This window comes from Cupriavidus taiwanensis LMG 19424 (genome assembly GCF_000069785.1).
Lineage (GTDB): Bacteria > Pseudomonadota > Gammaproteobacteria > Burkholderiales > Burkholderiaceae > Cupriavidus > Cupriavidus taiwanensis.
Genome location: NC_010529.1, coordinates 302,068 through 327,552, shown reverse-complemented (window position 1 = coordinate 327,552; position 25,485 = coordinate 302,068). Strand labels below are relative to the sequence as shown.

At 53.9% G+C, this 25,485-nt stretch carries 23 protein-coding genes and 3 pseudogenes; 17 read left to right on the top strand and 9 right to left on the bottom strand.

Annotated elements, in window-relative coordinates:
• Positions 1-10: 10 nt before the first annotated feature.
• The 6 genes from RALTA_RS27945 (at position 11) to RALTA_RS29680 (ending at position 4,664) form a co-directional block, all read left to right on the top strand.
• Complete coding sequence (locus tag RALTA_RS27945; RefSeq protein ID WP_012354683.1) at positions 11-349, top strand: nitrogenase-stabilizing/protective protein NifW; 339 nt, start codon at positions 11-13, stop codon at positions 347-349.
• Between the two features lie 15 nt (positions 350-364).
• Positions 365-1,213 carry an electron transfer flavoprotein subunit beta/FixA family protein gene (locus tag RALTA_RS27940; protein WP_012354682.1) on the top strand — a complete coding sequence of 283 codons (849 nt, stop codon included), beginning with the start codon at positions 365-367 and terminating at the stop codon, positions 1,211-1,213.
• Entirely contained in the window at positions 1,210-2,337 is a 1,128-nt protein-coding gene (locus tag RALTA_RS29690) for an electron transfer flavoprotein subunit alpha/FixB family protein (RefSeq protein ID WP_012354681.1), read from the top strand. Before RALTA_RS27940 ends, RALTA_RS29690 begins: the two co-directional genes overlap by 4 nt.
• Positions 2,334-3,644 carry an FAD-dependent monooxygenase gene (locus RALTA_RS27930; protein ID WP_012354680.1) on the top strand — a complete coding sequence of 437 codons (1,311 nt, stop codon included), beginning with the start codon at positions 2,334-2,336 and terminating at the stop codon, positions 3,642-3,644. The genes RALTA_RS29690 and RALTA_RS27930 overlap by 4 nt, the downstream gene beginning before the upstream one ends.
• On the top strand, positions 3,641-3,940 hold the full coding sequence (locus RALTA_RS29685) for a ferredoxin family protein (protein WP_012354679.1): 300 nt from the start codon (positions 3,641-3,643) through the stop codon (positions 3,938-3,940). The genes RALTA_RS27930 and RALTA_RS29685 overlap by 4 nt, the downstream gene beginning before the upstream one ends.
• A 238-nt stretch (positions 3,941-4,178) precedes the next feature.
• On the top strand, positions 4,179-4,664 hold the full coding sequence (locus RALTA_RS29680; protein WP_012354678.1) for a hypothetical protein: 486 nt from the start codon (positions 4,179-4,181) through the stop codon (positions 4,662-4,664).
• Positions 4,665-4,748: 84 nt separating this feature from the next.
• Here the strand turns inward: RALTA_RS29680 and RALTA_RS29675 are convergent, their stop codons facing one another.
• The 5 genes from RALTA_RS29675 to nifE all read right to left on the bottom strand — a co-directional run bounded on the left by RALTA_RS29675 (position 4,749) and on the right by nifE (position 9,252).
• Positions 4,749-5,315: a nitrogen fixation protein NifQ gene (locus RALTA_RS29675; RefSeq protein ID WP_081479563.1), complete on the bottom strand. Its 567-nt coding sequence runs from the start codon at positions 5,313-5,315 to the stop codon at positions 4,749-4,751.
• An 18-nt stretch (positions 5,316-5,333) separates the two neighbouring features.
• Positions 5,334-5,636, bottom strand: coding sequence for a ferredoxin III, nif-specific (fdxB, locus tag RALTA_RS29670; RefSeq protein WP_012354676.1), 303 nt, complete (start codon positions 5,634-5,636; stop codon positions 5,334-5,336).
• Positions 5,637-5,655: 19 nt separating this feature from the next.
• Positions 5,656-6,342 (bottom strand): nitrogen fixation protein NifX, encoded by a 687-nt coding sequence (gene nifX, locus RALTA_RS31125; protein ID WP_012354675.1) that lies wholly within the window; start codon positions 6,340-6,342, stop codon positions 5,656-5,658.
• Positions 6,343-6,441: 99 nt separating this feature from the next.
• Positions 6,442-7,749, bottom strand: coding sequence for a nitrogenase iron-molybdenum cofactor biosynthesis protein NifN (nifN, locus tag RALTA_RS29665; protein ID WP_012354674.1), 1,308 nt, complete (start codon positions 7,747-7,749; stop codon positions 6,442-6,444).
• A 132-nt stretch (positions 7,750-7,881) separates the two neighbouring features.
• Positions 7,882-9,252 (bottom strand): nitrogenase iron-molybdenum cofactor biosynthesis protein NifE, encoded by a 1,371-nt coding sequence (gene nifE, locus RALTA_RS27920; protein WP_012354673.1) that lies wholly within the window; start codon positions 9,250-9,252, stop codon positions 7,882-7,884.
• Positions 9,253-9,492: 240 nt separating this feature from the next.
• Here nifE and RALTA_RS27915 point away from each other — a divergent pair.
• Positions 9,493-10,319 (top strand): annotated as a pseudogene (locus RALTA_RS27915) (IS256 family transposase); the annotation flags it as partial.
• Between the two features lie 25 nt (positions 10,320-10,344).
• On the opposite strand, the gene RALTA_RS29660 reads toward RALTA_RS27915, so the two are convergent.
• On the bottom strand, positions 10,345-11,583 hold the full coding sequence (locus RALTA_RS29660; protein WP_012354672.1) for an IS110 family RNA-guided transposase: 1,239 nt from the start codon (positions 11,581-11,583) through the stop codon (positions 10,345-10,347).
• A 236-nt stretch (positions 11,584-11,819) separates the two neighbouring features.
• Here RALTA_RS29660 and RALTA_RS27905 point away from each other — a divergent pair.
• Positions 11,820-12,041 (top strand): annotated as a pseudogene (locus RALTA_RS27905) (transposase); the annotation flags it as partial.
• 71 nt (positions 12,042-12,112) lie between these two features.
• Here RALTA_RS27905 and RALTA_RS27900 read toward each other — a convergent pair.
• From RALTA_RS27900 to RALTA_RS29640, 3 genes and pseudogenes are all read right to left on the bottom strand, one after another.
• A pseudogene (locus RALTA_RS27900) lies at positions 12,113-13,125 on the bottom strand (IS3 family transposase); the annotation flags it as partial.
• An 86-nt stretch (positions 13,126-13,211) separates the two neighbouring features.
• Positions 13,212-14,843 carry a nif-specific transcriptional activator NifA gene (gene nifA, locus RALTA_RS29650; RefSeq protein ID WP_012354669.1) on the bottom strand — a complete coding sequence of 544 codons (1,632 nt, stop codon included), beginning with the start codon at positions 14,841-14,843 and terminating at the stop codon, positions 13,212-13,214.
• Positions 14,844-15,306: 463 nt separating this feature from the next.
• Positions 15,307-16,239: a LysR family transcriptional regulator gene (locus RALTA_RS29640; protein ID WP_012354667.1), complete on the bottom strand. Its 933-nt coding sequence runs from the start codon at positions 16,237-16,239 to the stop codon at positions 15,307-15,309.
• Between the two features lie 175 nt (positions 16,240-16,414).
• On the opposite strand from RALTA_RS29640, the gene nodB reads away from it, so the two are divergent.
• The 9 genes from nodB to cysC all read left to right on the top strand — a co-directional run bounded on the left by nodB (position 16,415) and on the right by cysC (position 25,399).
• Entirely contained in the window at positions 16,415-17,125 is a 711-nt protein-coding gene (nodB, locus tag RALTA_RS29635; RefSeq protein WP_012354666.1) for a chitooligosaccharide deacetylase NodB, read from the top strand.
• A gap of 412 nt (positions 17,126-17,537) precedes the next feature.
• Positions 17,538-18,890: a chitooligosaccharide synthase NodC gene (gene nodC, locus RALTA_RS29630; protein ID WP_012354665.1), complete on the top strand. Its 1,353-nt coding sequence runs from the start codon at positions 17,538-17,540 to the stop codon at positions 18,888-18,890.
• Between the two features lie 63 nt (positions 18,891-18,953).
• Entirely contained in the window at positions 18,954-19,868 is a 915-nt protein-coding gene (gene nodI, locus RALTA_RS27890) for a nodulation factor ABC transporter ATP-binding protein NodI (RefSeq protein WP_012354664.1), read from the top strand.
• Positions 19,869-19,871: 3 nt separating this feature from the next.
• Positions 19,872-20,660, top strand: coding sequence for an ABC transporter permease (locus RALTA_RS27885; protein ID WP_012354663.1), 789 nt, complete (start codon positions 19,872-19,874; stop codon positions 20,658-20,660).
• A 103-nt stretch (positions 20,661-20,763) separates the two neighbouring features.
• Positions 20,764-21,489, top strand: a complete 726-nt coding sequence (locus RALTA_RS29625) for a sulfotransferase (protein ID WP_081479546.1) — start codon at positions 20,764-20,766, stop codon at positions 21,487-21,489.
• A 108-nt stretch (positions 21,490-21,597) separates the two neighbouring features.
• Complete coding sequence (locus RALTA_RS29620) at positions 21,598-22,191, top strand: NodA family N-acyltransferase (RefSeq protein ID WP_012354661.1); 594 nt, start codon at positions 21,598-21,600, stop codon at positions 22,189-22,191.
• Positions 22,192-22,281: 90 nt separating this feature from the next.
• Positions 22,282-22,905, top strand: a complete 624-nt coding sequence (nodS, locus tag RALTA_RS29615) for a nodulation methyltransferase NodS (RefSeq protein WP_012354660.1) — start codon at positions 22,282-22,284, stop codon at positions 22,903-22,905.
• Positions 22,906-22,919: 14 nt separating this feature from the next.
• Complete coding sequence (gene nodU / locus RALTA_RS29610; protein WP_012354659.1) at positions 22,920-24,641, top strand: nodulation protein NodU; 1,722 nt, start codon at positions 22,920-22,922, stop codon at positions 24,639-24,641.
• 161 nt (positions 24,642-24,802) lie between these two features.
• Positions 24,803-25,399 (top strand): adenylyl-sulfate kinase, encoded by a 597-nt coding sequence (cysC, locus tag RALTA_RS29605; protein ID WP_232348030.1) that lies wholly within the window; start codon positions 24,803-24,805, stop codon positions 25,397-25,399.
• Positions 25,400-25,485 lie beyond the last annotated feature (86 nt).

Below are 25,485 nucleotides of genomic sequence, written 5' to 3'. Positions count from 1 at the left end.
CTTCAAAGATATGCAAGGACACCTCCATCAGCAGCAACACCTCTCTTCGACTGAGGACTTTTTTCGGCATTTTGACATCGCATTCGACGAAACAGTTTTGAACGTTAGCCGTCTACATATCCTAAAAAGGTTCCTCCAGTACATCGAGCAACAAGAAGAGCCTCCCTTGGACAACGGCACCGCGCTGTTCGAGTTTTATCGCAGCTTGTTGCTCAAAGCCTACAACGATTTCGTGTCGTCAACGCCAGCGGAACAGAAGGTTTTCAGGTGTTTTGGGGAGGCAGAAGCACGAAGGTACGTTAGCCTTGACAACCTTCGCGCTTCGGTGGGAAAGCGCGACACCGTCTGACGCGGAGAAGGAACCATGCATATTGTTGTCTGTATCAAGCAAGTCCCCGATTCAGCGCAGATTCGGGTGCATCCGGTGACCAATACAATAATGCGCCAAGGCGTTCCAGCTATCATCAACCCATACGACCTCTTCTCACTAGAGGAGGCGTTACGGCTGAAGGACCGCTTCGGCGGACGACTCACGGCGCTATGCATGGGGCCGCCCCAGGCCGAGGACGCGCTACGCAAGTGCATCAGCTTCGGCGCTGACGATGCCATACTCATTACCGACCGCGCTTTCGCCGGAGCTGATACGCTTGCGACGTCCTACGCGCTTGCCGCTGCCATCCAAAAGATCACGACTCAACAAACAGTGGATATGGTCTTTACCGGTAAGCAGACCATCGATGGCGACACTGCGCAAGTCGGACCTGGTATTGCGACACGGCTCGGCTTCCAACTGCTTACCTATGTATCAAGGATCGTTGAAACGGATTTAAATAAGCGTTCAATCGTCGTCGAGCGTCGTGCGGAAGGAGGCGTGCAAGTGCTTCAGACCACGCTGCCTTGTCTCATAACGATGCTTGAGAACACGAACGAATTACGTTTTGCAACACTCCCCGCGATGATACACGCGGCGGCGGTTCCGATACGCAAATGGAATCGAGAACAAGCCGGCATCACTGACTTGAATAGGATTGGGCTCAAAGGCTCGCCCACCGTAGTCAGCAAAGTCTTCGGCCCAGCGCAAAAGGACGAGAAAGCCGAAATTCTGGAAGTGGGTGCCGCGAACCTCCGCGAAGTCTCCCACAAACTTGTTCAAAAGATCCTGGCCCGTCATCCAACATTGGAGGCAGACCTGTTAATGAAGAGGTTCTCATGAATTCCCCCGTTAGTTCACACAATATGCCGAACACCACCGTTAGAAGGGGCAGCAACCGCCACCTTGAGTTGCCTGAGCACCTGAAAACTTACAAGGGTGTATGGGTGTTCCTTGAACACGATCAGGGTCAGGTTCATAGCGTGTCGTGGGAGCTCCTAGGAGAGGCATATAAGCTCGCAGACAAGCTGGGCAGTGAGGTAGCAATTGTCGCGCTCGGCGGCCCTGAAGAGCCCCTTGAGCAGTTTGCAACTGAAGCATTTGGTTTCGGTGCAAATAAGGCGTATGTGATCCACGATCCCGTGTTGCTGGGGTATCGGAATGAACCATTCACGAAAGGATTGACCGATCTAGTTAGCAAATATCGTCCGGAGATCCTGCTTCTCGGGGCGACCACTATGGGTCGAGATCTTGCCGGCTCTGTGGCAACGACTCTTTCGACGGGGCTGACGGCCGATTGCACTAGCTTGAGCATAGACTCTACCTCGCGCGCTCTTGCGGCCACTCGTCCAACCTTCGGTGGCTCACTTCTTTGTACGATCATGACACTTGCATGCCGACCTCAGATGGCGACGGTCCGTCCGCGCGTAATGGCGATGCCGCCAGTTCAGACCGGCCGTTGCGGAGAGATTATTCATGAGCAACTAGGTATGATCGAGTCCGACATCGTGACGAAGTTGCTCAATTTTATTGCCGATTCAAAAAGCAATAAGATTAACCTTCCTTATGCGGATGTGATTGTAAGTGGGGGAAAGGGCCTTAAGAACCCTGAAAACTTCAAGCTGGTCTTCAATCTGGCGCGTGTCCTCGGCGGCGAAGTGGGTGCGACTCGCCCCTGCGTGCAAGCTGGCTGGGTCGAAGCCGAGCGCCAAGTAGGGCAAACGGGTAAAACCGTTCGACCAAAACTTTACATCGCCGCAGGAATTTCCGGTGCCATCCAGCATCGCGTCGGGATGGAAAGTTCTGACGTGATCGTGGCCATCAACACTGATGAAAACGCACCAATCTTCGACTACGCGCATTACGGTATCGTAGGAGATGCCATGCAACTACTGCCTGCATTGACTCAAGCTTGCGAGGATCACTTGGCGCAGCATAAGTCCAGACATATGAGGGTAGTCAAATGACAGAACCTTTGCGTTTTGACGTAATTGTCGTTGGCGCAGGCCCTTCCGGAAACGCCGCTGCCTACTTGATGGCCAAGGCCGGTCTAAAGGTTCTCCAAGTTGAGCGCGGTGAGTATCCGGGCAGTAAGAACGTTCAGGGAGCGATTCTCTATGCGAATGCCCTCGAACAAATTATCCCAGAATTTCGCGACGACGCACCGCTCGAGCGGCACATCATTGAGCAACGCATGTGGATGCTCGACGATACGTCGTTCGTAGGCACGCACGTACGAAGCGACGACTACAACAAACCACCGTACAACCGTTACACCATTATCCGCGCTCAATTCGATAAATGGTTCTCATCAAAGGTCCGAGAGGCCGGCGGATTTCTCATCTGCGAGACGACGGTGAATCAACTGATTATGGATGGAGATCAAGTTGTCGGCGTTCACTGCGACCGGGAGGAGGGTGACGTGTATGCAGACATTGTGATTCTCGCAGATGGCGTCAACTCAACTCTCGCCCGAAAGGCAAAATTTCACAGCGAAATTGAAGCGCATAACGTTGCGCTCGCTGTCAAAGAGATTCTCTTTCTTCCCGAGGAAACCATTCGCCAGCGCTTTAACGTTTCAGGGGACGAAGGCGTCGCTATTGAAATGGTCGGCCGCATCACCAATGGCATGACGGGCACGGGCTTTCTTTATACAAATAGAGAATCCCTGACCATCGGCGTTGGTTGCATGTTAAGTGACTTCAAGAATTCCGTACACCGCATGAGCCCTTATGAGTTGCTCGAAAAGATGAAGCACCACCCCTCGATAGCGCCGCTAATTGATGGAGGCGAAATGAAGGAGTACTGTGCACATCTGATTCCAGAAGGTGGCTTCAATACGATTCCAAAAGTATATGGCAATGGATGGATGATAGTGGGCGATTCCGGAGGCTTCGTCAATTCCGCGCATCGAGAGGGGTCTAACCTAGCAATGACGACAGGCCGCCTTGCTGCTGAAACGGCAATTCGAGCAAAGGCCATGGGTCGTGGCTACCGCGCCGAGGTACTTTCTGCGTACAAGAGCGCGCTCGATAGGAGCTTCGTGATAAAAGATTTACACAAATATCGCCACATGCCAGAGATCCTCCGACAGAACCCCCAGTTCTTTACGACGTATCCTGACCTGCTCGCATTCGCAGCACGTACGATGATTACCGTGGACGGCATCGATAAGACGACGAAAAAACATGAAATCATCGGAAAGTTTCGAAAGAGCCGGACTCTGCCCGGCCTTCTTGGCGACGCGTACAAACTCTGGAGGGCATTTCGATGAGAAAAGTAATAGTCAACATCGAAGAAAAGCTATATCAAAACCGCTATCGCGTGGATGTAGGTAGGCCACATATCCATGTCAAGAACGCGGAGGTATGCGCCAATAACTGTGCCGACAAAAGCTGCACCTACATCTGCCCAGCCTCTTGCTATCGCATTGAGACCAACGGTGCCGTTACGCTCATTACCGACGGCTGCCTCGAATGCGGCAGTTGCCGCATTCTCTGCACCGACCACAGTAACGTCGAATGGGAATACCCGCGAGGCGGACATGGCATCCAGTTCAAGTTCGGCTGAGTCCACAGCGCAATGAAATGAGCAGTATTGACCATACTGCTGCGCCACATTTACAAATAATCTCAGAACTTCTTCCCTAAGCTGAATCCTGCATACCGTCTGAGACGTTAATCCAAGTGGCCTTCTGTATGGACTGCTTCTTTATGATGCACGTGCGCCCAACTCACCATTCCGGCGGTCATCGCATCAGCCTGGAAGCAAAGACACCATCCGGCGCCCCACCTTGCAGGAGAGAAGAATGAACCTCATTACCGATATCGAATTAGCCGAATTTTTTGGCAGCACTGCCACTCCCCCGGGCATGCAGTTGATTAATACAATTCCGGAAGGGGGAAATGACGATGCGGAAGTAATTTTATGGACGACAGTTCTTTCCTTCCCCACCTGCTTACCACCGTACTATATGCTGTATAAGTTACAAGCAAGCTGCGGCAAGCTTCGAAAAGCGCGGGAAGTCGCAGGCAAAGCCCTGGTAGCTGCTGCGCGCCAGGCGTCTATCAACATTGATTGGCGGGCAGTATGGCCTGGCGACGCTGACTTCACTATTTCAGGCCCTGCTCGCTTCTGGCTCTTTACCCTAAAAGCCCAGACGTTATTTAGTATACGGCTTGGCGAGCATGCCATGGCGCTCCAACTGATGAACAAACTTCGCTGCCTGGACCCCGACAACAGCATCGGTTTAGATATCGTTGATTCCTTTCTCGCTCGTTCACCATTGAGATAACGCCAACTGATATGAGTCTCCTTATCCTTTTTATATGTTCCGGCCCTGACAGTTCTCTACTTGTAAAAAGCGATTATTTTTTCGTCATTCAGGCCCAAAACAGTCTCCGAAACTGGGGCAAACACTGCAACTCGGAGCCCTGCACACGTATAGCGCATCACGCTCACATAGCTGTTTGTAGAGGAACTTTTTCCACTTCATTCCATGGACGTTCTTTTCGGCAAGCATGGGAAACCAGTACCTCAGAACCTCTAACAGCGCGGCCCGGGATGGAAGGCGTAAGTTTTGCCAGAGATGTTTGTCTTTCAAACACCCGCAAGCCAATGCATGAGAAACACAGCGCACCTCGATGGGTGTACCGGCACTCGGATCTGCGTGTGCCTCAAGCAAGGCTACGAGTTCTTCGACTTCGTCATAGTACATCGGGTCTGGCGCGTTTGCCTCCCTATTTAGCTCCAAAGATAAGGCATACTCGGCACCTGGAAACCAGTGTGCAAGCAGCCACCTAGTTTCATTGGCGTCAAGTCCTATTATGGGGAGGCCATGTACATTTCCTTCCTCTAACGTCGACGAAATGGCGCCAGCTAGCGTCAGCACCGTGCAGTCGTCGTCATCTACCGCGTGACGCATTAGGGTACTGTGAAAATTCATCTTCGTCATAACAAAGGCCTAAGCAGGCGCGTGCGTATAACATTTTTTTGGACAAATCTTCGCGCAAGCGGTGCAACCTATGCAATACTCGCGATGCAAGATTGTCATAACCTTCTTCTCAAGCTCCTCCTCATTCTCGTTCTCCCCCTCAAGGGAAATATGGCTGCCATCCTCGCTCACTCCAACCAATTGAAGGACACCGCGCGAACACACACGAAAACATCGGCCACAGCCGATACAATTATGATGATCGATAGAATTTACGAAGCTCGGTGTCCAGATCGCGCCACTTGGTAGCACTACAGTAAAGTTGTCATTCACGTTTGCATTCTCGCGATATTCACTTATAAGCCAAGCCGGCGGTTTTCCGCGCCTCCATCAACGCGGCGTGGATTTCGTGGCAGCGTCTGGCAACCACTAAAATTTTCTCCCAACTGGCCGGCAACTCTTCGGATAAATCGTGTAGATCCATCTTGGCTTGCACCGCAAGCGTGTTCAATCTTTTCAAACGAGCTTTTGTTGCCTCAGGGTCATCTATCCTGTCTTCGCTGTCAGTTTCAGCACCAACAGTTATTTGTGGCGGAGGATAGTCCTTCTCTTTGAGGTAGGCGCGATTATTCGCTAACCCGTCGTCCGCGCCCAAATCGTATGCCGTGCCCGAATCCTTCTTGATCACCTTCCTTAACCACGGAGGCGGCGTCCCCTTCAACACCTCCTGCAGCTTTCTAAGGATCGTTTCAATAGGCTCCGCCTTTGCCACCTTGATAGGGTGGATCTTCAGCGCAACAACCCGCGCGGCTCCGGCACCTCCAATCGCGGCGACGTACAATATCGCGCAGTCATGGATTGCTTCAAGCCTTTGACCCAGTTTCTCTTCGTTGTCGTGCTTCTGTGGCGTGTCGCTGAAATCGAAAGCCTGGATGAACCTGTGCGCGGCGGCTGTCACGTCATAGACGAGTATATGTTTCGCCCACCCAAAGTGGGCGTCAACATGCTCCTTATCTTGCGTAGCGAAGGCGATTTTCATGTGCCGTCTCCTTGTAGGATCACATAGTGGCTGGAGGAAACCTTGAGATCAGATCACCGGTGTTTCCGGAGCGCGATGGGTATTGATCGTGGATAGGGGCTAATCCTTCGGTGCGCGGAACTGGATTCGCTCGAGCATCAGATTTGCAATCTCGAAAATCAGGTCCATCGTGCCTCGATATCCTATCTGACATCGATGTGCATTTCCGACGCGGTCGAATACGGGGAAGCCTACGCGCATCAGCGGCTTACCGAGTCGCGCAGCCATTTGGCGGCCATGCGAGTGAGTGATTAGCACGTCGCAATTGCCAGCCGCACGTTCCATGTCTTCCAAGTCGCCCAGCACTACTTCGCTTGCGGGCAAAAGCGCATGCGCTGGAGATGGGGTCGTGCTGACGCAGACTGATAGTTCTGCCCCTAGCTCGTGCAGCAGTGACCCAACCGAAAGGAGCATGTCCGGATCTGCACCAATCGCAACCTTTATACCCCCCGTATAGAAGTGACTGTCCAGCATTGCATCCAGAAGTTGTTCACGCTGCCGACGATACTTCTCTGGAATGGCTCGCCCTGACAACTGCGCGAGAAGCCGCAATAATCGATCGTTAGGTTCTAGACCCGTGAGACGTTCGAAGATTTCAAATGGCGTGCCACATATTTCCTGTAACGCTCGCGCACCAGCACGAGTCTGCTCTCCAATGCCAATTGTGAAAGAAGATGCCCCAGCAGCGCGGATTTGTTCGAGCGTGGTTCCGCCCCGCGTTACGCCACGCCATTCTGAATCAAAGTGGCCATCGAGCGAACCGGAAATGTCAGGGAGGATTATTGGGTCTAGGCCAAATGACTGGACTATCACGCGTAGTTCTTCAACGTCGCGCGGCGATAAATGGCTTCCCGGCAACACGCTAATTTGTCGATAAATAGCAGGCAGCGGCTCTACCAGCTCCATGACAATCTCCACCACAGCTTTGCTGTAGCCGTCCTCGAAAGCGCCAACATAATCTGGCGTCGAGACATACACAATTTCTGTATTGAAAAGTTCTGGATTACCTTTGCGTATAGCTCTTAGATGACCATCGAGATCCTCGCCATTGGTCTCGGTGAGACCTGTTGAACAGACCACAATGATTCTCGGCGCCTCGCGCTTTCGGATGTTAAGCAATGCCGTCTCGACATTATCGTATCCGCCCAAAACCGCAGAGATTTCATCCATTGCGGTAGTCTGCAGCGGGATTGCTTCCTTGAAATGTCGCGTCAGCAAAACCAAGGCAAACGACGTGCAACCTTGTGAGCCGTGCAATACGGGCATACAGGCCTCAAGCCCCATAGCCGCAAAGCTAGCGCCGAGCGGCTGGCTAGTCTTCAACGGGTTTACCGTGCAGGCTTTTTCAGATTGGATCACGATAGCCATAATGGTCTCCTCACTTTCCTAGACCGCCGCCACGCGTAGAGATGTACTTCCTGGATTCTGTGGCGGCTTAGTATTCCGAGTACATTAGCTGTGCCGCGAATCTTTTGACCAGTCGACTTCACCTCCGTTATTTCACGGCGCTGGGATTCGCACCTGTTGCCACACCGGGTTGTAAATAGTACGCTCTATCTCTCGGATCAACTCCACGATCCCTTCATACCCGGCATACGGATGATGACGTTCTTGATTTACGTCAAGCCAAGGCATAAGCGCCTTCAATGCGATAAACTGTGAGCGCCCACCAGACAGCATGATGTCGGCCTTTGCATCGTGCAATAGCTTGTACATCTCGCGCGCCGTCATGTTATCGAACATGAGCGCGTCCTGTCCGAGGATCCCTTTGATTCTTTCTTTGTCTTCCTTGGTACTCTTCTTCACGCTTGTGCCAATGATTTCTAAGCCGGCCTCCTGTAACGCAGCCACAACTGACCATGATTTCACGCCACCTGTGATTAGCAGCGCCCGTTTACCTTCAAGACGCGCACGGTACGTGGCAATCCGCTCCCATGCCCGCTCCTCCTGAGCTTGAATCAGGCGCTCTGTACTGTCTAACAGCTTTCCAGATGCCCCTCGCTGCACCAACAGACTCGCGATCTGGCGGAGAGCGTTGCTTGTGTCGCCAATTCCGTAGAATGAGCACTCAAGGTATGGAATCCCATAACGCTCTTGCATCTTAGTTGCCACATGGACCATGGACTTCGAACAGACCACCATGTTTGCTCTGGCCCGATGCGCGCTCGCAATATCGCTGTACCGGCCATCGCCAGTTATACACGACAAAAGACGGATGCCAAGTTCGTCCAAGAGCGGCTTTACCTGCCATAACTCGCCTGACAGGTTGTACTCGCCGATTACGTTGATGTCTGTGGGCGTTGTATATGCCGGCTCACGGGTACCTATCACATAATTCAAAAGCGCCTCGCCGCCAAGCTTATTGCCGAGGTTCTTTGATCCAGCGAACCCAGGCGCGTGCACCGGTATAACTGGCTTACTGAATTCTACTGAAGCCTGCTTGCACACTGCATCTATGTCATCGCCGATTAACGCAGTAACACACGTTTGATAAACAAAGACCGCAGGTGGATTGTACTTTTCAATGATCTCGCGGACGCTACGGAATAGACGTCGTTCACCCCCGTAGATCACGTCGAACTCATTGATGTCAGTCGTGAAGCCAGTGCGATAGAGCGTCGGCCCTGATGAGGCCGCCTGGCGGTTGTCCCAAGAGTTGCCTTCGCATGCGATTGGTCCATGCACGAGGTGCGCCACGTCAGCTACAGGCTGAAGTGCAATTTTTGCCCCATCGAAAGCGCAGCCCCCAGCGGCCGCGCCCGGTGAAAGCTGCCTTGAGCAGCCCAGCTTTCGCTCTTCCTCGCTCTTGGCCCGGTTCTTCGCACAATTCGGTTGGTCAAAAAGATCGGCAGCCCTCGCCTTTCGCGACATAACGGCTCCATACGCTCTGCGGTTCGCGAAGATCAGCAAGTTGCGTACCATCGTCGCAGCCATGCATTTACCGTTATGCAGCCCTACACGCCCGCTCCCGCGACTGTCGTGGATGGCCGCTCCTGTCGCAGAGTTGGAATCGATCCCGACACTTTGAAGTTCCTCGAGGGTAGACCAATGCGTTGAGTTGTCACAAACTTTTGTCATAGGTGTAGGGAAGCACCCAGGCTGTAGTGGTCAAGTAATAAGACGGTTCTGACCGACGACGGGCCGCTGCGGTTAGACATCCCTCGCGATCGCGACGGCAGCTTTGATCCGATCCTGATTCCAAGCACGAGCGGCGCTTCACCGGGTTCGACGACAAGATCATCGCCATGTATGCGCGCGGCATGACCTTGCGCGAGATCCAGGCGTTTCTGGCCGAACAGTACGGCACCGAGGTCTCGCCCGAATTCATCAGTTCGGTGACCGATGCGGTCATGGACGAGGTGACCGCCTGGCAGGCCCGTCCGCTGGAGGTGATGTACCCGGTGGTGTTCTTCGACGCGCTGCGCGTCAAGATGCGCGAGGACGGCGTGGTGCGCAACAAGGCCGTCTACCTGGCCTTGGGCGTGCTGCCCGACGGCACGCGCGACATCCTGGGCCTGTGGATCGAGAGCACCGAAGGCGCCAAGTTCTGGATGAAGGTGTTCAACGACCTGAAGACCCGGGGTACCCAAGACATCCTGATCGCGGTGACCGATGGCCTTAAGGGCATGGAACAGGCCCTGGCCGCGGTGTTCCCGAACACCACCCTGCAGACCTGCATCGTGCATCTGATCCGCAACAGCCTGGAGTACGCCAACTGGAAGGAGCGCCGCGCCGTGGCGGCGGCGCTCAAGCCCGTGTACACGGCCCCCACCGTCGAGGCCGCGCTGGCCGAGTTGGCGGCCTTCGAGAACGGGGAATGGGGTCGGCGGTATGCACCGATCGGCGCATCCTGGCGTCGCGCCTGGGATCAGGTGATCCCGTTCTTTACGTTCCCGCCGGCGATCCGCAAGATCATTTACACGACGGATGAAGTTGACAAGCGCGTGGTGTGCTTTCGCTCGTTTATGGCGTCCGTATTGGTGGCCACGGAGCGCGTACCGCACTTGCCTGCGGTCGCGCTTGCTTCCAGCGCGAGAACAGCCGTTGGTAAGCGTGCTCAGCTTGTTCGCCTGCCGCACGCTCCAGATCCCGGACGGACTTCAGATTGTAGGCGGCGGCAGACCCCTTGCGGCTACCGCGACGCGCAGGCATGCCTGCCTGCAGTTCCAGCTCACGGGTCTTGCGCGCAGTCAGCGCCGGGCGATCCCAGGCGAAGGCTTCGTTACGCGTGAGGACGTGCCACACGATGATCGCCACCTTGCGTGCCGTGGCAACAGCCGCGATCTGCTGACCGCGACGATCCCGGATACGAAGGAAGAAGGCTCGGACGGGGCCGGCCGTTTGGGCTGCGGCCCAGGCAGCGTCGACCAGCATGGCACGCGCATAGGAACGTCCGCGCTTGCTGATGTGTCCGTGCTTTGCTGGCTGCAAGCCGGATTGGTAGACCGAAGGATTGAGGCCAAAGTAGCTGACCAGTTTCTGCGGCGAACGAAAGCGAGCGATATCGCCAATGGCCGAGATCAACCCGATCGCAACGGTGGTGTTGATGCCGGTGATGGTCAGCAGCTTGCGCAGCCTGTCGTCCTGAATAGCGGATTGGGCCAGGACGCGCTCAACCTGCTGCAGATTCTCTGCCAGCCTGTCGAGCTCATGCAACCGCTGGTCAATCCCGATGCGCTCGTCCATGGGTAGCGGCTGAAGGCTCAGCCAGGCCCGCCCTTTCTTGCCAAACAGGTCTGTCGCAGGACACCGTGCGATGAGATGTGCGGCAAGGACAGCGTGAATCTCATTCTTGAGCCGCGTCCGCTGCCGCACGATCTGGGCGCGGCGCGACACCTGCCGTCGCATCGCTTGCGTGGCCTCGTCTGGAATCCACACCTCGGGCAGGAAGCCACTCGCATAGAGTTGCGCAAGGATCGCGGCATCGATCTTATCCGTCTTGACGCGCGCTTCTGCGATCAGGCGGACTTGCAACGGGTTGGCGACAATCACTTTGCCGACATGACCTGTCAGCACGTTCGCGATGGCGATCGTGTTGCCGGTCGCCTCGAGTACCACGTGGTCGTCGGGCTTTAGCTTGGCAGCAAAGTGTTCCAGCTCGTCGCGTCGCAGTCCGACGCGCCCGCCGGCGCGTAGCCGGCCATTCTCCAAATAGGCGATCTCGGCCACCGATCGCGATACATCCAGTCCTATCACTCGCATTGGCGTCTCCCATGGGAAACATCGCAAATGGGAGCCGGTGGGACAGCACGACAACTACGGATTCGCGCTCGCAGCGCAACCGGGCGGGTCGCAGGGGCGGCCAACTACTAACACGAGCTCGCAGCTCAACGTATATGAACGGCCTGCCCACCCGAAGTGCTCCCCGGTGCCCCTGTCCCGGATGGTCGAACCATACACCAAGTTACACGGTGAGGAGAGGAAGGGCACCGGTTCCTATCATGCCGGTTACCAACGCGATCGAGAGCATCAACGCGCAGCTGCGCAAGATCATCAAGACGCGCGGTCACTTCCCCAGCGACGAGGCGGCGACCAAGCTGCTGTGGCTGGCGCTGCGAAACATCACGGTGAAGTGGGGCAGTTCAACCCATGACTGGAAGGCTGCCATGAACCAGTTTGCGATCCTCTACGAGGAACGCTTCACCCACCCTTATCGTTAAGATATTGCTGGCTCACCGTTCCATCGACGGTGAGCCTTTACCTGCCCTGCACACAAAAAAACTGACAGGCCCCGCCACACGCGCTCCATCTTCAGGTTCAGGAAGAACCGCTCCATCACCGCGTTATCCCAACAATTGCCTTTTCGACTCATGCTGCAAACGATCTGATGCCGTCTCAGCAAAGCCTGATACTCTGCGCTCGCGTACTGACTGCCTCTGTCCGAGTGCAGCACCAGTCCTGGTCCTGGCCGACGCTGCTGCAGCGCCATGGTCAGCGCCGACATGACCAGGTCCGTCGGCATGGTCGGCGCCATCGCCCAGCCCACGACCTTGCGCGAGTACAAGTCCAGCACGACAGCCAAATACAGCCAGCCCTGGGCCGTGCGGACATAGGTGATGTCCGACACCCAGGCCCGCTTCGGCTCAGCCACGTCAAATTGACGATCCAGCACGTTCTCGGCCACTGGCAGAGCGTGCTTGCTGTTGGTCGTCGACACGAACTTACGCTTCCAGTTCGTGCGCAGCTCTGCCTCGCGCATCAGCGTACGAATCCGGTACCGGCCAAGGCGCAGCCCTTGTGCCCTCAGCGCATGCATGACACGCCGGCTGCCGTAGCTCGCGCCGCTGGCAGCGAACGCCGCTTTGACGTGGGTCTGCTCCTGCAGAGCCTTCGTGCTCGGCTTGGCGCGGCGGTGCGCATAGTAGCCGGAGCGGCTCACCTGCAATACCCGGCAGGCATCACTGACCGATACGGCCTCCTGTTGCAAATGGGCTACCAGGCGGTAGCTCACTTTAGTTCCCGTGCAAAGAAGGCCGACGCTTTTTTTAGCAGAGCATTGTCCTCGCGCAGTTGCCGATTCTCCGCCTCCAATTGCCGGATGCGCTGCTGTTCTGCCGTCAGCGGCTTTCCCACCCCAGGTCCACCAGCGCACTCCGCATCATACTGCGCGATCCAGCACCGAACGGCCGACTCACCAAGCTCCATCGACCGGCAAACTTCGTTCACCGATAGGCCTTGGTCTCGTACCATCCGTACTACTTCCAGCTTGAAGCTGGCGTCAAATTGTCGGCGCCTTCTTGTCATCTATCTTTTCACTCGTCGATTACGGATTATCCTCCTATCGACCTGTCCAAGGACATTAGACCACCGCAGGCAGCGATATTCTGCCATCAGAAACGGCGAAGCTCGATCCCGTTCTTACGCAGCGCGTAGCCAATCTGCCGTGGCGTAATACCCAAGAGCCGCGCCGCTTTTGCCTGCACCCAGCCACAGCGCTCCATGGCCCAAATGAGTCGCTCTCTCTCGCCTTGAGGTCTATCGTTCCTGCTGGGCAGGGCAAATCTGGCGCTCTCGTGACCTGCATCTACGGAGACTGTAGGAGTGATCTCCTCGCTCGCTGCAGCGTTTGCCGATCGGCCCGGACGTACGGCGTCTTCGCGCTCGATGTCATGCAATCCTTGGGTTAGACACTTATCCATCTCACACAGGAATGAGAGCCGATCAATGGAATCGTGGAGTGCCATCGTCGCGGTCCTCTCAACGCAGTTCTCCAACTCACGTACGTTACCGGCCCAGTAGCAACCCGAAAGCACGCTCAATGCTCCTTCTGTGAAGCGCAGCGACCTGCCGTTGTCACGGTTGAATCGATCTAAAAAGTATTGCGCCAAAGCCGGGATGTCCTCGCGGCGCTCACGTAGGGGTGGCAGACGAATGCTTACCACATTAATGCGATAATACAAATCTGCTCGGAATTCACCCTCTTTGACCATCCGTTCGAGGTTGCGATTTGTCGCAACGATTAGCCTCACATCAACCCTTACAGGCGTGGCCCCTCCTACGCGCTCAAACTCCCTTTCTTGCAGAACCCGCAACAGCTTCGCTTGGAAGGACGGTGAGATATCGCCAATTTCATCGAGAAATAGTGTGCCGCCGTGCGCTAGTTCGAATCTACCTTTCCGTTGCGATTGCGCCCCCGTGAACGCTCCCTTCTCATGGCCAAACAGTTCGCTCTCCAGGAGAGTCTCTGAAAGCGCCGCGCAGTTCACCGAAACGAATGGCTGATCATTACGCCGAGACAAGCTATAGATTGCGCGTGCGATCAATTCCTTTCCCGTTCCGCTTTCACCGCGCAAGAGTACTGTCGCCCTCGCCGGGGCGACTTGATGGACTTGCGCAAACACCCTCTGCATCGATGGGGAATGGCCTACCGCGTTCTCTATATTGCGCAAAGGATGATGCTCCTTCTGTGGACGTCTACATACCTGTTCCCTGTAACCGCCCTTGTTCATCGCCTCGCGATTAAGCAGCAGCGCTTGCCCCATCGGCGCTGCAACAACTTTCATAAGTTGAAGATCGTTAGCAAAGGCGCGCGTTCCGTCTCGATTCTCACAAAATGCGACCAGCACCCCGAGCGGACGGCCCTCATGCCGGATAGGAGTTCCCAGGAGAGCGATATGATCACCGTCCAATTCATTAGCAGTTCCGAAGCGGTCCGCGAGAAAATGTTCGTCGTGAATCTCAGGGACAATGATAGGCGAATCACTTGAATGAATGCGGCCCACGACTCCCTCATCGGGAAGAAAGCGTACGCGCTCGCGCCAGCCCTCCGAAAGTCCCGTGGAACAAAAACCAGCTAGATATCCACCCGGCTCCGCGACGGCTATGAAGGCGGAGCGCCATCCTAGCGCAGACGAAAGATGCCGTAAGGATCTGTCCAACGTCTGCTCAGCATCCCGCGACGAAACTAGTGTCTGCACTACCTCGTACACCAAATCGAAATCGTTAGCATAGAAATGCGGCATGGATTTAAACTCCCCGGGATGGCTCGTCAAACGCCGTCAGCAAACACGACTAGGTCACAACGACACATTAGTTTGCTGCGCGCTATGGCAAGTTCGAACGATGCCGCCAAGTGGGCGGACATCTACAATGTCAACAAACGGACAATATCGCAGTGGCGATGTCGGAGGGACACGGAGGACAACAACGCCTCTCTGTGCGCGCATAGGATACTAACTGAAAAAACGGCGCCTTTAACACAATCCTGCGTTGACGTCGCTCCGACCATCGAGGTCGTCTTATGCTTAACGCCTCATATGAGGGGTTGCACACCAACAGGGGTAGAAAGCGCGCGAAGTATGGGTAGAGCCTCATCTGCCGGTGCATCGTAGTTCTGAAACTTGTGCCCTGCTGGATTGAAGGGATCTCAATACCTACGAGATTGAATACAATTGGCACCTCTTGTGACTGCCCGGACATCGATTATCAGTCAGACTTCTTCGCGTCAACACTAGCCAAACTTTTTGCCTCTTCCAATAGCACCTGGCGCATCCAAATGCTTGCTGGATCGCCGGTATGTAACGCAGGCCATTGGATAGCCTCCGTAAACGAGGAAAGTGGCAGCGGTACATCGACAATCCTCAAAGGAACCACTTCGCCAAAATACTGAGCTAGTCGTAGTGGCAGTGTTGCGATGCGATCGGTACGGGACAGCATCGGTGGGATCAGGTCAAAGGTTGGTACAACAATCTCTTCCCGTCTCTTGAATCCCAGCTCAAGGAGAAAAAACTCCTCTATCGAGGGCCGGCGTGAACGTCCGAACCTTACAGTCACATGCCCCATCGAGATGTACTTTTCCAAAGCGAGTCTTCGGGACAGCTGCTTATTTGTCGGACAACCTACGCACACAAGCTTCTCTTCAAAAAGACGCGCCTTGGGATGTGTATCACTCAACAACAACTCCGGTAGTATCAGGAAATCAACATCGCCTCGTCTGAGCAATTCGCCAGGTTCATCGTCAGGAAAGAATAGCTCGAAGCTAACGGAAGGCGCCTCGCATGCGACGCGCTTCATGACCTTCTTAAAGTAGACAAGTGTCATGAAGTCCGAAAGACAAATTCTGAAACGTCGTTTCGACTTAGATGGCAGGAATACGTCACGCGAAATGATCGAGAGCTGGACGTGCGATAGTGCTTCACGGACGGGACCGGCAAGTTCCATCGCACGAGCAGTCGGAACGAACTCCCGCCCACGCATAACAAAAAGACTGTCACTGAAATAGTCTCGCAGCCTCGCGACAGCTGCGCTCATAGCGGGCTGACTTAGGTTGATGCTATGCGCCGCGGCTGTCAGATTCCGGTGCGTCATGAGTGCGTCAAGTGCGACGAGAAGGTTCAGGTCAAGGCCTTTGAAGCGCATATGGAGCCATCCACATCATCGATGATTGATATCGAAACAATCGATTGTACAAATTTGCGCCGCTGACGCAAAGTTGTGGCGACTAACGATTAGCAGATCTCCGTGTCCCATTGCGGACGGCGCACTTTGAGACCGAAGGCATAGCGTGCAAACCACAAAGGTAACGTAACGAATCATGGCTGAAAAGGTGCACAGCGAACCATCGGAACGTTTGTCTTGGCCGAGGAAAATTCGAGAACGTGATGCCAAAGTCAAACCACGTAAGGTTTTTCTTACATTCGATGACGGGCCGAATCCGACATGGACACCGAAGATCTTGGACATATTGCGCCAATTTCATGTCCCCGGCACGTTCTTCGTCCTCGGAGCATACGCAGCGGAACATCCGGAGCTAATTCGGCGAATGATCTCCGATGGACACGAAGTTGCCAACCACACGATGACGCATCTCGATCTGTCCCAATGCAACCGCGATGTGTTGCGACGCGAAATACTCGATACGAATGTAATCATCACCAAGGCCTCCCCTGGCCTAGCTGTGCGTTTCTTGCGTGCACCGTATGGAATATGGACTCCTGAAGTATGCGTCGAAGGAATGAATGCAGGTCTTACACCGCTTCACTGGTCGGTAGACCCTCAAGATTGGGCCCGCCCGGGAGTTGATCTGATTGTCGATACGGTCTTGGCGACCGTAGAGCCGGGGGCAATCGTGCTATTGCATGATGGCAGTCCACCGAACGAATTGGCATCACGCCCGTACACAGCATCACGAGAGCAAACCGTGAGGGCGCTTCCTCGGCTAATTTCGGCGTTGAAGGAACGTAACTTTGTGATCAGCTCACTGCCCAAACTACGCGGACAGATCAATCCAGTACGGACTGCCTAAGAACCTGTTATCCCACATAGACCCCGAGACGAATGTGTTCTCCACTACCCCTGGGTCGTCTTCTAGGGAACATTTATCAAAAGTTCATCTCGTCGGACGTGAGTACATCAGGAATTACTGACACAAGAAACAGATAGTACTGAACCAAGTCCCCGCCTTTCCCCATTGGTAGGCATTGCTCCTAACGCTAACATCAAATCAAGCAGCCGGCTCTCTTACCTCATATTGTACTCGCCGCGCCTCAGTTCCGAAATTTATACATCAGACGTCGCGTGCTTCCAACCGAACCGCGTCGATCTGAGCTTAAATGGCGCTCATAACTCGCCTCGGATTTTCATCTGATTCTCTTTGCGGATCAGCGTAGTCTTGTAATCTGAAAATTTCTTAACGCCCCCCTGACAAAACGACAAAGATGAATATTCCGGCCGCAATCAACACGACTTCTGTTTTATTGTACGCACTCCTATCCACCATTTATAAGAGCGCACAGGTTCTGCATAGTCGACCAACACGGTGTACTCCTGCGTCAACCAAGGTCGTTGATCCGGAATGGCGGCCGGACGTCGACGTTATTGTGCCCTGCTTCAACGAAAACCCGGCCACGCTCAGAGCTTGCCTTACTTCAATCGCAAAGCAGGAGTATGCCGGAGTATTGAACGTTTATGTAATTGATGACGGCTCAAGTAACCGTGATGCGTTGGGCGCGGTCTACCGGGACTATGAGGAAGATCCGAGGTTTAACTTTATTCTTCTTCCCAAGAACGTGGGTAAACGTAAAGCACAGATCGCCGCAATACGTTCCTCGTATGGAGAGCTCATACTTAACGTCGACTCAGATACGACGCTGGCCCATGATGTCGTAAAAAACCTTGTACTCAAGATGCGGGACAGATCGATTGGTGCCGCCATGGGACAGTTGACAGCCAGTAATCGAAAGCAGTCGTGGTTGACTCGATTGATCGACATGGAGTACTGGCTCGCATGTAACGAGGAGCGAGCGGCTCAGGGAAGATTTGGCGCCGTTATGTGCTGCTGCGGTCCTTGTGCGATATACCGTCGCTCCGCGCTTCTTCGTCTTCTTGACAAATACGAAACCCAGTTCTTCCGGGGCAAGCAAAGTGATTTTGGTGAAGATCGCCATTTGACGATTCTCATGCTGACTGCAGGCTATCGAACAGAGTATGTTCCTAACGCTATCGCGGCTACTGTTGTGCCAGATAAGCTCATACCGTATCTTCGACAACAGCTCCGGTGGGCACGCAGCACATACCGTGACACGCTCCTCTCGCTACGTCTGTTGCCCCACCTCAATGGCTTTCTTACGCTGGACACCCTTGCGCAGAACGTTGGTTCGCTATTGCTAGCGATCTCAGTCATCAGTGGACTTGCACAGTTTGTGATGACGGCAACAATTCCTTGGCCGGCGTGCATAACAATTGCCTCAATGACGTTCGTTCGGTCCACCGTAGCGGCTATTCGCGCTCGACAGCTGAGATTTTTTGGATTCTCGGCGCATACCCTGATCAACCTGTTCCTTCTACTTCCGGTGAAGGCCTACGCATTGTGCACGCTCGGAAATAGCGATTGGCTGTCGCGAGGCGAGGCATTAAACAGTTCGCACGATAAGTCCGTCTATCCATCATCGGAATCTCCGGAAAAATATACAGCTGGCGAAACGCATTCAACTTCTCGTTCTGAAATTACTGGTAATAAATGTTTGCCCTCTACGTGCGTGACATCGGGAAATGAATATTATACCGAGTAGGATAGATATTACTTGTTCGAGCTTCCTTCAGTAGACAACAACACACTTTTATTCCCGAGCTTCATGTCCACCGCAGCGATCGAGTTCTCCGGCGTTAGAAAGTCATATGGCGGCAAGCCTGTCGTCAATGATCTATCCTTTTGTGTGAAAACTGGCGAATGCTTTGGCTTGTTGGGCCCTAACGGCGCTGGTAAAAGCACGATTGCTCGAATGGTTCTGGGAATGGCAATGCCTGACGGCGGCACGATCACAGTCTTGGGAGAGCCCGTACCAATACGAGCACGCCGAGCTCGCGCTCGCATCGGCGTAGTTCCGCAATTCGACAATCTGGAACCAGGATTTACGGTACGCGAGAACCTGATTGTCTTTGGACGCTACTTTGGCATGACCACAGCCGAGATCGAGGCGGCGATTCCATCTCTGCTTGAGTTCGCGCATCTTGAAACAAAATCCCATGCTCGCGTCACGGAACTGTCAGGCGGCATGAAAAGGGCATTGACTATCGCGCGCGCCCTGATCAATGATCCCCAACTTCTGGTAATGGACGAACCCACAACCGGCTTGGATCCTCATGCGCGCCACCTGATTTGGGAGCGATTACGCTCGCTGCTAACGAAGGGCAAGACTATTCTTCTCACTACTCACTTCATGGAAGAGGCGGAGCGGTTGTGCGACCAGCTTTGCGTAATAGAGGACGGATGCAAGCTCGTTGAGGGAACTCCGCAGGGTCTGGTCCAGAAACAAATCGGTACCGAAGTGCTAGAAGTATATGGCGGCAAACCACACGAGCTGCGTTCATTACTAGCACCCTACGGTCCCCGCACCGAGGTAAGCGGCGAGACGCTGTTCTGCTACGCCTCCGATTTGGAACAGATTCGGGTACCTTTACGCGAGCTTTCTGGCCTGCGCGTCCTACAACGCCCCGCAAATTTGGAGGACGTATTCCTGCGGCTAACCGGACGTGAGATCAGGGAATAAATAATGCGTGACGTACTCATGATGACTTTGCCCGCGAACGCTTGGAACTGGCGTACGGTATGGCGCCGTAATTTCTTAGCATGGCGGAAGGCTGCTCTCGTTTCCCTAATTGGCAATCTTGCAGATCCAATGATGTATCTGTTCGGCCTTGGCTTCGGAGTTGGGGTACTGATAGATCACGTTGAAGGATCTGCATATATTTCGTTTCTGACAGCCGGTATGGTTGCTGCGAGTGCAATGACTTCCGCAACGGTCGAGACAATCTATGCGGCCTTCTCTCGGATGCACACGCAGCGCATGTGGGAAGCAGTCCTGTGCACAAAGCTTACGGTTGGCGACGTCGTACTCGGTGAAATGACGTGGGCGGCCAGCAAAGCCCTATTGGCAGGCACCGCGGTGGCTGGGGTTGCCGCAACATTGGGCTATGCCGATCTCTCGAATATTTTTTTACTAATACCGGTCATTGTTCTAACTGGCTTCGCATTTGCAAGCCTTGCTATGGTCCTCGTCGCGATTGCGCCGAGTTACGATTACTTTGTGTTCTACCAAACGCTTGTCCTCACACCGATGCTTTTCCTGAGTGGTGTCATTTTCCCAGTAGAACAGTTGCCAGGGGCCCTTCATCTTGTTTCGAGAGCCCTTCCACTTTCCCATTCCGTCGAACTCATCCGCCCCGCGATGCTTGGACGCCCGTCGGCGAGCGTCGGTCTGCATGTGTCCGTACTTTGCCTTTACGCAATAGTGCCCTTCTTCCTATCGACAAACCTTGTTCGCCGGCGTCTGATGTCTTGATGATCGCATCGACACTCTGACCAGGATGAATTTGAATATAGGTCAAATCCTTCTACCGCCGCTAACCACTTGATGTATATCTGTGCAACTCTTTAGCGAAATCATGCCAACAGCCGCACCATTCGTAATCCTTGGGATGCCCAGAACAGGTACGCACTATCTGGAAGAATTGCTGAATTTGCATCCAAATGTGTCGAGCAACGGAGAATTGCTCAATCCGTACGATATGAACTGGCCAGATAATAGCCGACTCCTACGTAGCGATAGGGACCTTCTTGAGCTAGCTTATCAATATTACCCTACCCGCTCTGGAAAGACGGCGCTCACCCACGTTGGCTGCAAGATTAACCAACCGCAGTTCCGCGAGCGGCCAGGATTCTTTGAAACCTTGATCGGTTGGCCACATCTTCGCGCGATATTTGTCCGCAGAAATTCTCTGGAGTCGCTGCGATCCCTCGTTCAGGCAAGGACAAGTGGTCAATGGCTACAGTACGGTACGTGCCACTCCTTGGCCGTTCCACCCAACGTAACGTTGACCATCGATGAATGCGAAGCCTACTTCAGGATCGCTGACGACTTCCACACTCTCGTCGCGAATTCCTTTCAGCGAGATCGGATTATGACTATCGACTATGAGGATCTACTGCGCGATCCAGCCCCCTGCCTCGACGCAATTTGGTTCTTCCTTGGAACATCTCCGCACGCATGCTCAGTACGCACGGCCCTTCGGCGTCAGGAAATGCGACCTCTGCGAGAGACGGTATGCAACTTCGTGGAGCTAAAGCGCCATTTCAGCGGGGGGCCGCATACAAGCTATTTCGAAGCCTAGAATGGCTCAAACCATCGCACGAGCAATGCGTAGTTTTGTGCCTCAACTTAATTAATTGGTCGCCAGGTGACTGTGGTTGGCCTATTACTCTTCCAATAGGTTACTTTTATGTCGTCGCCAAAAGTTCAGTGGAAACTACGCTGGGAAAATGATCTTGAACTCTCCGACCATTTGGAATTGGCTGAGTTTTTCAAAGCGACCTACGGTCCGACAGGGCCTTTCAATGCGAAGCCGTTTAGTGGCGGTCGAAGTTGGGCAGGCGCACGGCCTGAGCTCCGCGCCATAGCTTACGATTCTCAAGGGATTGCGGCACACATGGGTGCACTTCGACGATTCATCAAGGTAAATTCAGCCGATGTGCTTGTGGCCGAACTAGGTCTATACGGAGTTCGGCCGGACCTTGAAGGATTCGGAATTAGCCATTCCATCCGCGCAATGTACCCCGTGCTTCAAGAGCTTCGCATACCGTTCGCTTTCGGGACCGTCAGGCACGAGTTGAAAACTCACTTTTCCCGATTGTGCCGACATGGACTAGGAACAATCATCGAAGGAATTCGTGTGCGCTCAACTCTCTCGAACGTCCACTTGGATTTGCCGTCTACTCGGGTAGAGGATGTCCTCGTCGTGGTTATGCCAATTAACAGTTCGTTGCAAGAATGGCCAAGCGGCGAAACAATCGAACGCAACGGACCCGAGCTATGAAGACAGTTCTACTGGATTGATTGGTAGGCGATCTTCGAGCAGAAGGAAGCCTACGTTATGGTCCACTATTAGGAACCGAAAGATTTTCCCATGCTTTCAAACCTAGAATTGCTGCGTCGTGAACTAAGTACAGATGACCCCTGGCGCCTCGACACTAATCCTTACGAACAGGAACGTCACAGACATATGCTTCGATTGTCACTCGCGCAGGGCCGAGTCACTAATGCGCTCGAAGTGGGATGTGCTGCGGGGACATTCACGGAGAAACTTTTGGACCACTGCCAACGGCTCACAGTCATAGATGTTGTTCCGCAAGCGATAGCTCGTACTCGCGAACGACTGAAGGAGCCAGCGAACACTACGTGGATCGTTTCAGACGTCAAAGAGTTCTCGACACATGACAAGTTCGATCTAATCGTGGTCGCTGAAGTTCTCTATTATTTGGATAACCTTGAAGAAATGCGTTCTACGATTCTAAATCTCGCAGGAATGCTTGCGCCGGCCGGACAGTTGGTATTCGGATCGTCACATGACGACAGTTGCCGGAGATGGGGCCACATTGCTGGTGCAGAAACTGTGCTTGCTATGCTCAGAGAAGAGTTGACTGAAGTTGAGCACGTTGAATGCAAAGGACAATTGCTCACTGAGGGTTGCTCGCTAGCACGATTTCGCAAATCTCCGGACGAATCACAACACACACGTTTACCGAGTTAGAAAGAGGAAATAGCATGCGGATCTGCGGGATCAAGCTAACGCACGACGGGGCCATCGCCGTGGTAGAAGATGGGAAATTGATTTTTTGCATCGAGCAGGAGAAGCGAGAGAACAATAAGCGCTATCAGGAAATCGAGAACCTTGAGGAAATCGCTCTCATTTTGGCGGAACATGGGCTGAACGCTGTGGATATCGACCAGTTCGTCATTGATGGCTGGGACGGAGACGTGGAGTCTAGATTCCACGTCCGTAGTGGATCTGTTCCGATGAGTCTAAAGGGCGCACCGTATGCTGAGAGCGACGCCAATCACCTCCTTGCCTCCCTTGACGGCGACGGTTTGGTGGTCGGCGAAGGTTCATTTCCGTACAAGAGTTTTCCTCATGTGTCAGGGCACGTAGCGGCCGCATACTGCACCAGCCCGTTTGCACAAAAGGAGCAACCCGCCCTTTGTCTGGTTTGGGATGGCGGCATCGTCCCAAGGCTCTACCATGTGCAGCGTGATGGGGCACGCCGCGTTGACTGCCTTTTCCCCCTCGTTGGCCATATCTATGCGGCGGCGGGTCACTACTTTGGTCCCTATAAGAAACTAGGCGGAGCAGAATGGGATCTCGGCGTGGCAGGCAAGCTCATGGCTTATATTGGGCTCGGGTCCGTCGATGAAAGTATCGTATCTGTATTTCACAGCCTTTACGACGATCACTTCGCTGGTAACAGCGAGTTGGCGCGCAGCTATCGTGCGAATATTAGGGCACCTGAAGGCTCGTTGAAACCCGTCCGTGATTTTTTCGAAGCTAGCGTGCCTCGACTTGAAGGGAAGCTTCACCAAGATGTGCTTGCCTCCTTTCACGTCTTCCTCGAGCGCCTTCTCGTTCATGAAATCGGAATGGCGCTGCAGCGTCATTCAATACAAGTTCCGCAAAACCTGTGCATTGCTGGGGGATGTGCGCTAAACATCAAATGGAATAGCGCATTACGTGAAAGTGGCTTATTCGCTGCAATATGGGTCCCTCCGTTCCCCAACGACAGCGGCTCGGCAATTGGTGCGGCTTGCTGTGCGATGGCTGCGGACCAGGGATTCATACCGTTGGAATGGTCCGTGTATAGCGGGCCTTCCGCAAAACTTGGCGTCGTCCCTCCGGGATGGACTGCGTTTCCGTGCACGATTTCGGAACTCGCCCGCATACTTGCAGATAACAAGCCAGTCATTTTTCTTGCCGGTCGTGCCGAATTGGGCCCTCGGGCTTTGGGCGGAAGAAGCATTTTGGCAGCCCCAACTTCGGCTGCAATGAAACATCTTCTGAACGATGTCAAGCATCGAGAGCATTTTCGTCCGGTGGCGCCAATATGCCTTGAGGATAAGGCAATGTCCATCTTTGAGCCTGGTACTCCGGACCCCTACATGCTTTTCGACCATCTAACGCGTAAGGAATGGCGTGACAAGATCCCTGCGGTCGTGCATCTTGACGGTACTGCTCGTTTGCAAACCATCCATAGAAGTTCTAAACATCCCGTAGCAGAGCTTTTGGTCGAATATGAGAAGCTAACAGGTATTCCTTTGCTCTGCAACACAAGCGCGAATTTCCACGGCCGAGGATTTTTCCCCGACGCTGCTTCCGCTTGTGAATGGGGGCGCGTGGAACAAGTTTGGTTCGAGGGTATTCTTTGGAGAAAGACGGAAGGAAGCAGCACAACATTGAATGTGGACGAAGCAGTAGTGCGTTCCAAAGGAGCATAGACCCGATATTGGCGACATCGCTCCCGACGTAGCTACGCGTTTCAGAGGTAGACGTTCAACTAGCTTCGCCCAATTTGCACGTGGACTTCGCAGGACGCGTTTGCAAGCCGGGCGCCCGTGTTGTTTGCAAAGTCCAATTTCACACACGTATACGAAATATGATGAGCGATGCTCGCACTCCTCACCTTTACATCTACGACTTCGGAGTCGGTCCGGAATCGAGAGCGCAACTGCTTGGTCAGGCCCCGTCCATCCTCTGGTTCACAGGCCTCTCCGGCGCAGGGAAATCGGCAATTGCCGACCGGCTTGAGGCAGCCCTGCATGCGTGCGGGCGGCTCACTTATATTCTTGATGGCGACTCAGTCAGGCGTGGCCTTTGCAAAGATCTTGGCTTTGACAAGGAGGATCGACGCGAAAATGTTCGGCGCGTGGCTGAAGTTGCCAAACTTATGGCCGACGCCGGCATCGTAGTGCTTGTATGCCTTATCTCACCCTTCCATTCCGACCGAGAGCTTGCTAGGTTAATTGCGGGGAAACATGTCTTTGCTGAAGTTTACGTTCACGCACCATTGGCCGTAGCAGAGGCTCGCGACACTAAAGGACTATATCGACTTGCCAGACGGGGGGCGATCCAAAACTTCACCGGCATTGATTCGCCATATGAAAGACCAACAAGTCCCGATATCTTCATCGACACATGCACAATGTCTATCGATGAAGGGGCCAATATGGTATTGGACTGGGTGTCTCGTCATTAAATATGTTGAGAAGGTTGGAACTTGATAGTGTGATTCCGACCCTATATCAAGCCCCTCGGGGGTTAAAAGTGTCTCGCGTCGAAGAC